This is a genomic window from Streptomyces sp. R818, assembly GCF_056172735.1.
The window spans coordinates 401,854-410,569 of the sequence record NZ_JAOCNE010000002.1; the positions used below are offsets into that span (position 1 = coordinate 401,854).

At 70.4% G+C, this 8,716-nt stretch carries 10 protein-coding genes and 2 pseudogenes; 8 read left to right on the top strand and 4 right to left on the bottom strand.

Features of this window, described 5'->3' with window-relative positions:
• Positions 1–5: 5 nt before the first annotated feature.
• Entirely contained in the window at positions 6–605 is a 600-nt protein-coding gene (gene wrbA / locus N5I75_RS04740; protein ID WP_476674585.1) for an NAD(P)H:quinone oxidoreductase, read from the bottom strand.
• A 444-nt stretch (positions 606–1,049) separates the two neighbouring features.
• On the opposite strand from wrbA, the pseudogene gvpJ reads away from it, so the two are divergent.
• Positions 1,050–1,313: pseudogene (gene gvpJ, locus N5I75_RS04745) on the top strand (gas vesicle protein GvpJ); the annotation flags it as partial.
• A gap of 103 nt (positions 1,314–1,416) precedes the next feature.
• On the opposite strand, the gene N5I75_RS04750 reads toward gvpJ, so the two are convergent.
• On the bottom strand, positions 1,417–1,857 hold the full coding sequence (locus N5I75_RS04750; protein WP_476674587.1) for a VOC family protein: 441 nt from the start codon (positions 1,855–1,857) through the stop codon (positions 1,417–1,419).
• Positions 1,858–2,002: 145 nt separating this feature from the next.
• On the opposite strand from N5I75_RS04750, the gene N5I75_RS04755 reads away from it, so the two are divergent.
• From N5I75_RS04755 to N5I75_RS04785, 7 genes and pseudogenes are all read left to right on the top strand, one after another.
• The gene (locus tag N5I75_RS04755) at positions 2,003–2,656 is read left to right on the top strand and encodes a chemotaxis protein CheB (protein WP_476674589.1); all 654 of its coding nucleotides are present in this window, start codon (positions 2,003–2,005) and stop codon (positions 2,654–2,656) included.
• 25 nt (positions 2,657–2,681) lie between these two features.
• On the top strand, positions 2,682–3,422 hold the full coding sequence (locus tag N5I75_RS04760; protein WP_476674591.1) for a Crp/Fnr family transcriptional regulator: 741 nt from the start codon (positions 2,682–2,684) through the stop codon (positions 3,420–3,422).
• A gap of 192 nt (positions 3,423–3,614) precedes the next feature.
• Positions 3,615–3,842: a hypothetical protein gene (locus N5I75_RS04765; protein WP_476674593.1), complete on the top strand. Its 228-nt coding sequence runs from the start codon at positions 3,615–3,617 to the stop codon at positions 3,840–3,842.
• Position 3,843: 1 nt separating this feature from the next.
• Complete coding sequence (locus N5I75_RS04770; protein ID WP_476674595.1) at positions 3,844–4,680, top strand: DUF2637 domain-containing protein; 837 nt, start codon at positions 3,844–3,846, stop codon at positions 4,678–4,680.
• Positions 4,681–4,950: 270 nt separating this feature from the next.
• Entirely contained in the window at positions 4,951–5,490 is a 540-nt protein-coding gene (locus tag N5I75_RS04775) for an EF-hand domain-containing protein (protein ID WP_476674597.1), read from the top strand.
• Positions 5,487–7,244 carry a murein biosynthesis integral membrane protein MurJ gene (gene murJ, locus N5I75_RS04780; RefSeq protein WP_476674760.1) on the top strand — a complete coding sequence of 586 codons (1,758 nt, stop codon included), beginning with the start codon at positions 5,487–5,489 and terminating at the stop codon, positions 7,242–7,244. The genes N5I75_RS04775 and murJ overlap by 4 nt, the downstream gene beginning before the upstream one ends.
• Before the next feature lie 41 nt (positions 7,245–7,285).
• Positions 7,286–7,856 (top strand): annotated as a pseudogene (locus tag N5I75_RS04785) (class I SAM-dependent methyltransferase).
• On the opposite strand, the gene N5I75_RS04790 reads toward N5I75_RS04785, so the two are convergent.
• Together N5I75_RS04790 and N5I75_RS04795 are read right to left on the bottom strand one after the other, a co-directional pair.
• Entirely contained in the window at positions 7,801–8,433 is a 633-nt protein-coding gene (locus N5I75_RS04790) for a DUF305 domain-containing protein (protein WP_476674599.1), read from the bottom strand. The pseudogene N5I75_RS04785 and the gene N5I75_RS04790 sit on opposite strands and share 56 nt — an antisense overlap.
• A 131-nt stretch (positions 8,434–8,564) precedes the next feature.
• On the bottom strand, positions 8,565–8,716 hold a 152-nt coding region (locus N5I75_RS04795), incomplete at its 5' end, for a DUF6153 family protein (RefSeq protein ID WP_476674762.1).

Genomic DNA, 8,716 nt, shown 5'->3' on the forward strand with positions numbered 1-8,716 from the left:
TGCGGTCAGCGCAGGCGCTCGGCGATGTCCGCCAGGTGACGGCCCTGGTAGCGGGCGGCCTCCAAGGTCGCCTCGTCGGGGGTCTCACCGCCGCCGCTGGCCCAGCTGGTGCCGTACGGGTTGCCGCCGGCGGCGAAGAGGAGCGGGTCGGTGTAGCCCGGCGGGACGATGACGCAACCCCAGTGGTAGAGCACGTTGTTGAGCGACAGGATGGTGGACTCCTGGCCGCCGTGCCGGTTCATCGCGGAGGTGAAACTGGTGGCGGGCTTGTTGTGGAAGACACCGGCCTGCCACTGCCCGCCGGTGAGGTCGATGAACTGCTTGAGCTGGGAGGCAACGTTGCCGAACCGGGTCGGGCTGCCGAACGCGTACGCCGTCGCCCACTCCAGGTCCTCCAGCGTCGCCTCCTCCACCTCGTTCTTGGTGGAGTCCACGTGTGCGCGCCACGCGGGGTTGGCGTCGACGGCCGTGTCGGGCGCCAGCTCGTGGACCCGGCGCAGACGGACCTCGGCGTTGCGGGACGCAGCCCCCTCCGCGACCGCTTTGGCCAGCTGGTGGACGTTTCCGGTGGCACTGTAATAGATCACGGCGACGCGCGTACTCATGGACGGGCTCCTGAACTCGGGCGGAGGGACGGGAGCCTCACTTTTGCCGCAAACCACACAGCCATGCAGCGACACGCCGCCGGTCGACCCGCAGTCCGCCGAACGCACGAGCCCGCGCCGGTCCCGGCCCGGCTCACCCGCTCCCCGAGGCGTTGCCCGCGGCCGGAGCCGTCCCCGGGCACGCGCACCGCCCGGCAGGAGTGATTCGCGGGGAGCCGGGCACACGCACGGGGCACGGCGAACGAGAGGCAGGCGTACGTACACGACAGTGAGGGGTGGGTCGTATGAGCGGCGTGACAGCGCGGGTACCCGGCATCTGACCACCCCATGAGGCTGTTGACGGTGACGATGCGCGCGGGCCGGGCACCACTGCGGCGCCCGGCGCCGAATCGGCTGCCGTTCTGCCCGACGACGTCCTGTCCGATGACAAGAAGAGGCGAGTTCATGAGTACGGTCCCGGCACGGCGGGGGAGCGGTCAGGGCGGCACCAGCGGCCTCTACGACGTCCTGGAGCTGATCCTCGACCGGGGCCTCGTGATCGACGCCTGCATCCGCGTGTCCGTCATCGGCATCGAACTCCTCAAGATCGACATCCGGATCGTCGTGGCGAGCGTCGACACGTATCTGCGGTTCGCGGAGGCGTGCAACCGCCTCGACCTGGAGGCGGGGCCGAACCGCAGCCTCGGCCTGCCGGATCTGCTCGGCAAGCAGAGCAAGTGAGGGTCGGGCGACAGCGTCCGACGTCCCGCGGGCGTCAGTCTGCTGCGCCGCGCGGACCGGAACGACGGGTGACGGCGCGCCCGGCGCGTCCTCAGTGCAGCTGCTCGGCCAGCCCGACGATGATGCCCGCCGGGCCGCGCAGATAGCAGAGCAGATAGCTGTTCTCGAACCGGGCGATCTGGCCGAGTGGTTCCGCGCCGTGCGGGCGCAGACGGGCGACGGTGTCCTCGATGTCGTCGACGGCGAACATCACGCGGTGCGTGCCGATGATGTGGTGCGGCTTGTCCCGCGAACCGTCGTCGAGCGGCGCGGGACTGCGGTACTGCGCCAGTTCCAGCCGACTGTGGCCGTCGGGGGTCCGGAGCATCGCGATGTCGCAGCGCACTCCGTCGAGTCCGGTGCACTGATCGGCGAAAAGGCCCTCGATCCGCGCCCGGCCCTCCACCTCGAGGCCGAGCTCCTCGAAGAACGCGACGGCGGCGTCCATGTCCTCGACGACGATGCCGACATTGTCCATGCGCTGAACAGACATGATCTCTCTCCTCCTCGGCTGCGCGGCCGACGCCGGCCGCTGCTCCTGCCCTGGGACGGAGCCGACGCCGCGTTCTCGACATCATCGGCCCACCGTCCGCCGCCACCTGCGCGCTGTGTCCGGTCGCGGGCATTAGACTGCCGCTATGTCCGCCGCCGCACAGAGTTCGTCCGCCGCCTTCGACGTGGTCTGCATGACCGCCTCGCTGGGCGGCGTGAGTGCGTACCGCGAGATCCTGTCCTCGCTGCCCGAGTCCTTCCCCGCCGCGCTGGTGCTGGTCCAGCACCGGCCGGTACGCGAGGGCGACGCGCTGGCGAAGGTCCTTGATTACCGCTCCGCGCTCCCGGTGCGGCTGCTGCGCGAGGAGGACCGGCTGGCGCCCGGCGTCGTGCACGTGGTGCCCGCGGGCCACCGGGCGGCCTTCACCCCGGACGGCGCGGTGACGCTGCACCGGATGGAGGGCCACGACGCGGGGGACCCCACGTTCGTCTCCGCCGCGGCCGCCTTCGGGCCGCGCGTGCTGGCCGTCGTCCTGACCGGCCGTATGCAGGACGGCGCCCTCGGCGTCCGCCACGTCCGGGGCGCGGGCGGCCGGGCGCTCGCCCAGGACCTCACCACATCGGAGGCGCCCGGCATGCCGAACGCCGCGATGGCCACCGGATGCATAGACTTCGTGCTGCCCCTGCCGGTGCTGGCGCACGCGCTGGTCAGCCTGGTGATGGTGCCCGGCGCAGCGAGCATGATGCGGGTGTCGCTGCCGCCCTGGGCCGCAGCGATCCCCCCGGCATTCGCCACCTGACCCAGGACGAGAGGCGGACTTCACGATGACCGGTACGGCAGACCCGTACGACCCGCGGGAGAACCGGATCCTCGCCGCCCTGCCGAAGAACGCGCGTGAGCATTTGCGTTCCCAACTGGAACCGATCGAGCTGACTGCCGGGACCGTGCTCTACCGGCCGGGCGAGCGCATCGAGGCCGTGTACTTCCCCGTGATCGGGGTGTGCTCCATCGTCACCGATCTGGAGGGGCCGACCGTCGAGGTCGCCACCGTCGGCGACGAGGGCATGGTGGGCCTGCCCATCTTCCTCGGCGTCGCGACCTCCGCCGAACGCGCGCTGTGCCAGGTCGACGGCCGCGCCCTGCGGATGGACGCCGACCGGTTCCGGCACGAGATCGCCGTTCTCGACGGGCCGCTGCAACAGGTGATGCAGCGCTTCACCCAGGCCATGTTCACCCAGTTGGCGCGCAACGCGGGCTGCATCCGCGGCCACCGCACCCATGAACGCTGCGCCCGCTGGCTGCTGATGACCGCGGACCGTATGCACAGCGACCGTTTCGACCTCACACAGAAGTTCCTGGCCCAGATGCTCGCCGTGCGCAGGTCCTCGGTCAGCGAGGTGGCCGGCGCCCTGGCCGCCGACGGCTGCATCCGCTACAGCCGCGGCACCATCACCATCCTGGACCGCGAGCGCCTCCTGACCCACGCCTGCAGCTGCTACCGCGTCATCCGGGAAGCCCTCGACGCCGTTCTCCCCCCTCACCGGGACGTGCGCGCTCCGATATAAGGGTCGCGGAACCGATCAAGCGTTTGCCGGAAGGGCCCAAAATGCGACTTTGCGGCCACCCGTATGCCGCACATCTTTCGGCGTGCAAGATCGGTTGTGCGCAATATGACGACAGTGCGGCGGCAGGTCCCCTCGGGAAGCCCGACAAGGGGTGCACAGATCGATACGGGTGCGCGGGTCGAGGCAACGGGCATGACCCGTATGGGCTGTTGGTACTACACGCCGCCGAGAAGGGACGCGGCGAACGCGACCTTGCACGACGGCTACCGCTCCGTCGACCTGCGCTACTCCGCGGAGCCCGTGCGGGACCTTCTCGTCCGGCTCGCGCGCATCGAGACCTCGTACGCGGCCGCGGCCGGTATCCGCGGCGAACAGGGTGCTTCGGTGTACGGCGGCCCCTGGCAGTACCGCCGTGCATGAGATGTCAGGACGCCACCGCCGGACCCAGCCCTACATCCCCGGCCCCTCCACCGACAGCCCCGCGCAGCCCGGTTACGCGCAGCAGTGGGAAACGCCCCTGGCCCCGCTGGACTCCGTGGGCCCGTACTGGGATCCGACCGAGGAACTCGCCCATCTGCTGAGCGAGGCCATCGACGAGGAGACCCATGCCGCGCAGGACGCGGAGACCGTCCCGGTCGAGACGCCGGTACCGGTCATCACGGAGATCGAGGACCTCGACGACACCGCGGCGGCGACGGCCGCTCCCGAGGACCCGGAGCCCGAGCCCCCGCAGACGCAACCGGCGCCGCCCGTGCGCCGCCACCGCTCCTACTCCCACGCCCGCAAACGGCCCAGCGGCGGCCTGCTGCGCATGACCAGCATGGTGATCGCCGCGCTCGCCGCCGTCACCGTCTCCGTCGTGTGCGTCTTCGGCGGCATGGTCAGCTACCACCCGCTGCGCCAGCTCGCCGTGCACCGCACCGCCGCCTACACGGTCAACGCCTGGCCGCTGCTCATCTACGGGCCCTGGATCGTCGCCTCGCTGTCGGTCCTGCGGGCCGGTCTGCACCGGCGCCGCGCCGCCCACTCCTGGGCGGTGGTCCTGCTCTTCTCGGTCGTCGCCATGGTGCTGTGCGTCGCGCAGGCCGGGCACCGGCCCCTGGACGCGGCCACCGCCGCGCTCCCGGCCCTGGCCGCGCTCGTCTGCTTCCAGCAGCTGATGCGCCAGATCACCCTCAGCCGCCCGCCCCGCCAGAGCCACCCCCGCCACCGCGTCCGCGCCGCCGAACCGACCCGGAAACGACCGGATCTCGGCTGAGGACAGCGGGCCGGGGCCGCTGAGGAGCGGCGGCTCACCGGCCCTACGGGGCCGTAGTACCTCGGTACTACGGCCCCGTAGGGCCGGTGCCCCGGGCGGACGACCTGCCGGGGCGGGACGCGGCCGTCGGCGGCCTCGGGGGTGAGTGCTAGCGCACATGTGCCCGTAGGGCTATCGGCGTGCTCCTGCCTACAGTTGTTGACCGCCCGCCGTCGACCACGGCCGGGGCGGGCGGTTCATGGTTGGCGGCTGTGGCGAGGGAGGCTGCTCGTGGCCAATGCGTTTCAGGAGCGCAAGCTCAAGGGGATGTTCACCGCGTTCGACGCGGACGGCGACGGTTATCTGCGCGAGGACGACTTCCGGGCGCTGGCCGCCCGCTGGAGGCAACTGCCGGCGGCGGCCCCCGGCACCGAGCTCGGAGCGCGGGTCGAGTCGCTGGCGATGGGGTGGTGGGCCGCGCTCCTGGAGGTCGGTGACGCGGACGGCAACGGAGGCGTCGACCTGGCCGAACTCCTCGCGCTCGTCGACAAGTTGCCCACCATGGTCGCGAGCGTCACGGCGACCGCCGACACCGTCTTCGAGGCCGTCGACACCGACGGCGACGGCCGCATCTCCGCCGAGGAACACCGCCGCCTCGTCGAGACCTGGAGCGGACGGCCCGCCGACGTCACAGGCGTCTTCGAACTCCTCGACCTGAACGGCGACGGCCACCTCAGCCGCGAGGAGTTCGCGACACTCTGGCGACAGTTCTGGATCAGCGACGATCCGGCGGCACCGGGAAACGTGGTGTGCGGGAGGCTGCCTGCCTGATCGGAGCGATTCCGCTCGCCGCAACCGAGCGCAACCGAGCACCCCTCGATCGACGTGTTCCTTTCGGATCATGTCGACCGAGGGATCGGGGTAGCAAGGTGGGGGCAGCGGGGAGCACCGCGTCGAGCCTGGTGAAGTCCAGTGCCCTGATGGCGGCGGGCACGATCGTGTCACGCGTCACCGGGTTCCTGCGCACGCTCGTGATGGCCGCCGCGATCGGCGTGGGCGTGCTCAACGACTCCTATCAGGTCGCCAATGTCCTGCCCACGATGATCTACGTACTCGTGGGCGGGGGAGCCCTGAACGCCGTGTTCGTCCCGCAGTTGGTGCGCGCCATGAAGAACGACGACGACGGGGGTGAGGCGTACGCGAACCGGCTGCTCACGCTGGTCGTCGTGGTGTTGGCCGGTGTCACCGCCGTCTGCGTCCTGGCGGCCCCGCTGCTGGTCCACCTGATGTCGCCGGAGATCGCCTCCGACCCTCGGCGGATGGCCGTCACCGTGGCGTTCGCCCGCTACTGTCTCCCCACCATGTTCTTCATGGGCGCGCACGTGGTGCTGGGGCAGATACTCAACGCCCGGGGCCGGTTCGGGGCGATGATGTGGACCCCTGTCCTCAACAACGTAGTGATCATCGCCGCGTTCGCCGGTTTCCTCTGGGCGTTCGGCGGCTTCACCACATCCGAGGTCAGCCCTGCGACCATCACCCCGCAAGGAGTGCGGCTCCTCGGACTGGGCACCCTGCTGGGCCTCGCCGTGCAGGCCCTGGCCATGCTGCCCTCCCTGCGCGCGGCGGGCTTCCGGCTCCGCCCCCGTCTCGACTTCCTGGGGCATGGCCTCGGCCGGGCGATGGGGCTGGCCAAATGGACGCTGCTCTTCGTCCTCGTCAACCAGATCGGCATGGTCGTCGTGACGCAGCTCGCCACCAAGGCGGGCACGCTCGCCGAGCAGTCCGGACACACTGGATCCGGCATCACCGCGTACAACTACGCGCTCCTGCTGTGGCAGATGCCGCAGGCCATCATCACCGTATCCGTCATGACCGCCGTCCTCCCGCGGATCTCCCGCGCCGCACAGGACGGTGACATCGCCGCAGTCCGCGACGACATCTCCTACGGTCTGCGGACCTCGGCCGTCGCGATCGTCCCCTGCGCCTTCGCCTTTCTCGCCCTGGGACTGCCGATGGCCGCGCTGCTCTACTCCGGGTCCGGCGCCGGGGGAGCCAGGGGTATCGGTCACGTCCTGACGGCGTTCGGTCTCGGCCTCGTCCCGTACTCGGTGCAGTACGTGATCCTCCGCGGCTTCTACGCGTTCGAGGACACCCGCACACCCTTCTACAACACGGTCGTCGTGGCGCTGGTGAACACAGTCGCCGCCTGGCTGTGCTTCACGCTCCTTCCGCCGCGCTGGGCCGTGACGGGGATGGCTGCCGCGTACGGCATCGCCTTCGCCGTGGGAACGGCGGTGGCCTGGCGGCGGCTGCGCGCTCGGCTGGAAGGGGACCTGGACGGTGCGCGCGTCCTGAGCACGTACATGCGGCTGGTGGGCGCGGCAGCCCCGGCAGCGGCTGTCGGCGGAGGCGCCGCGTTCACCCTGACGCGTTGCCTGGGCGACGGTGTGCTGGGAACGCTGACGGCGCTGCTCGTCGGTGGTGGCATCTTGCTCGGCGGCTTTCTGGCGCTCGCCCGTCTGATGCGGGTGCGGGAACTCGACTCGCTGCTCGCGGTGGCCCGTTCGAGACGGGTTGCGCGATAACTCGTTGGACATGACTGGGGTGCGCGATGAGCCTGGGCGGCATGCAGCAGGGAGATATCTGGGATGCCGATGCCGCCCGGCGTTATGACACACCCGGGGCCGGCATGTTCGCGCCCGATGGTGGAGCGACTGCGGACCAAGGCGGACGAGGCGACCATCCCCGTGGTCATCGGTGACGTGGCAACCACCGTGGCCCCGGGGAAGTACAGCCTCGTCTACCTCGTGTTCAACACCATCTCCAATCTGCTCACCCAGGAGGAGCAGGTCGAGTGTTTCCGCAACGCCGCCCGCCACCTCGGACCCGGCGGCCGGTTCGTGATCGAGCTGTGGGTGCCCGATCTGCACAAGCTCCCGCCGGACCGGGAGGCCGTCGTCCTCACCTCCGGGCCCGGTCGGATCAGCCTGGACACCTACGACGTGCTCGCCCAGCACGTCGTCTCCCACCACTTCGACTTCGAGGAGGGCGCACGCACCGCGCGGCTGTTCCAGAGCCCGCACCGCTACATCTGGCCGGCGGAACTCGACCTCATGGCACGACTCGCCGGGTTCGGGCGGGTCAGTCCTTGCCGAGCAGACCGTTCATCCGGGACATCTCGGCTGTCTGGGAGGTGATGACGGACGTCGCCATCTTCTTGGCGTCGGGGAAGGCGCCTTCGGCCTGTTCCTTCTTCGCCATCGTCACAGCGCCCTCGTGGTGTTCGATCATCATCTTCAGGAAGGCTGTGTCGAAGGCCCTGCCGGATGTCGTCTTCAGGCTGTTCATGTCCGCGGTCGACATCATGCCGGTCATGTCGTCGTCCATGCCCTTCATGTCGTGCGTGGCGTGGTTCTCGGCTTCCTGGGCGGGGACTCGCTCGCCCCATGACGTGAGCCAGCCGGACAGGGTCCTGATCTCCGGGGCCTGCGCCTGCTTGATCTCGCTCGCGATCTTTTTGACCTCGGTGGACCCGGCCCGCGAAGGAGCCAGCTCCGCCATCTCCACGGCCTGGCGGTGGTGGGGGATCATGCCGGTGGCGAACGCGACGTCGGCGACGTTGTGCGCAGCGCGCGACGCGGGCGCCGAGGACTTCGAACTGTGCCCGTCGTGTCCGGGGGAGGCGTTGTCGTCCGACCCGCACGCGGTGAGCGCGAGGGAGGCGGCGGTCGCTACGGCGCCGAGGACCGAGCGGCGGATGAGGTTCTTGCGCATGGTGGTGCAACTCCTTGATGCGCAGCCCTGATTGTGTACGGGCATGCGTTGAGGCGGAAGGGAACGTGGTCGGAGCGCGGCACCGCGTCGGCCCGGGAGTTCCGGGGCGCCAAGGTGCCGTGCGGGACGTTCTAGATCCGCAGGAGTTGGAGTTCGGCCAGGTCGGGTGGCGCGCGTCCGCTGATGGGTGCGCCGGCCGCGGTGGCGTGCAGCACGTGCGTCGGCGCGGGGACAGCCGTGGCGGGAACCAGCGGGGGAGGGGCGTAGGGGGTGGCGACACTGC

What these genes read in the sequence shown, in the direction of transcription:
- N5I75_RS04760 (WP_476674591.1), top strand. Translation starts at nt 2,682, where the DNA reads ATGACCGGTACGGCAGACCCGTACGACCCGCGGGAGAACCGGATCCTC.
- wrbA (WP_476674585.1), bottom strand. Translation starts at nt 605, where the DNA reads ATGAGTACGCGCGTCGCCGTGATCTATTACAGTGCCACCGGAAACGTC.
- N5I75_RS04770 (WP_476674595.1), top strand. Translation starts at nt 3,844, where the DNA reads ATGTCAGGACGCCACCGCCGGACCCAGCCCTACATCCCCGGCCCCTCC.
- N5I75_RS04750 (WP_476674587.1), bottom strand. Translation starts at nt 1,857, where the DNA reads ATGTCTGTTCAGCGCATGGACAATGTCGGCATCGTCGTCGAGGACATG.
- N5I75_RS04765 (WP_476674593.1), top strand. Translation starts at nt 3,615, where the DNA reads ATGACCCGTATGGGCTGTTGGTACTACACGCCGCCGAGAAGGGACGCG.
- N5I75_RS04790 (WP_476674599.1), bottom strand. Translation starts at nt 8,433, where the DNA reads ATGCGCAAGAACCTCATCCGCCGCTCGGTCCTCGGCGCCGTAGCGACC.
- N5I75_RS04755 (WP_476674589.1), top strand. Translation starts at nt 2,003, where the DNA reads ATGTCCGCCGCCGCACAGAGTTCGTCCGCCGCCTTCGACGTGGTCTGC.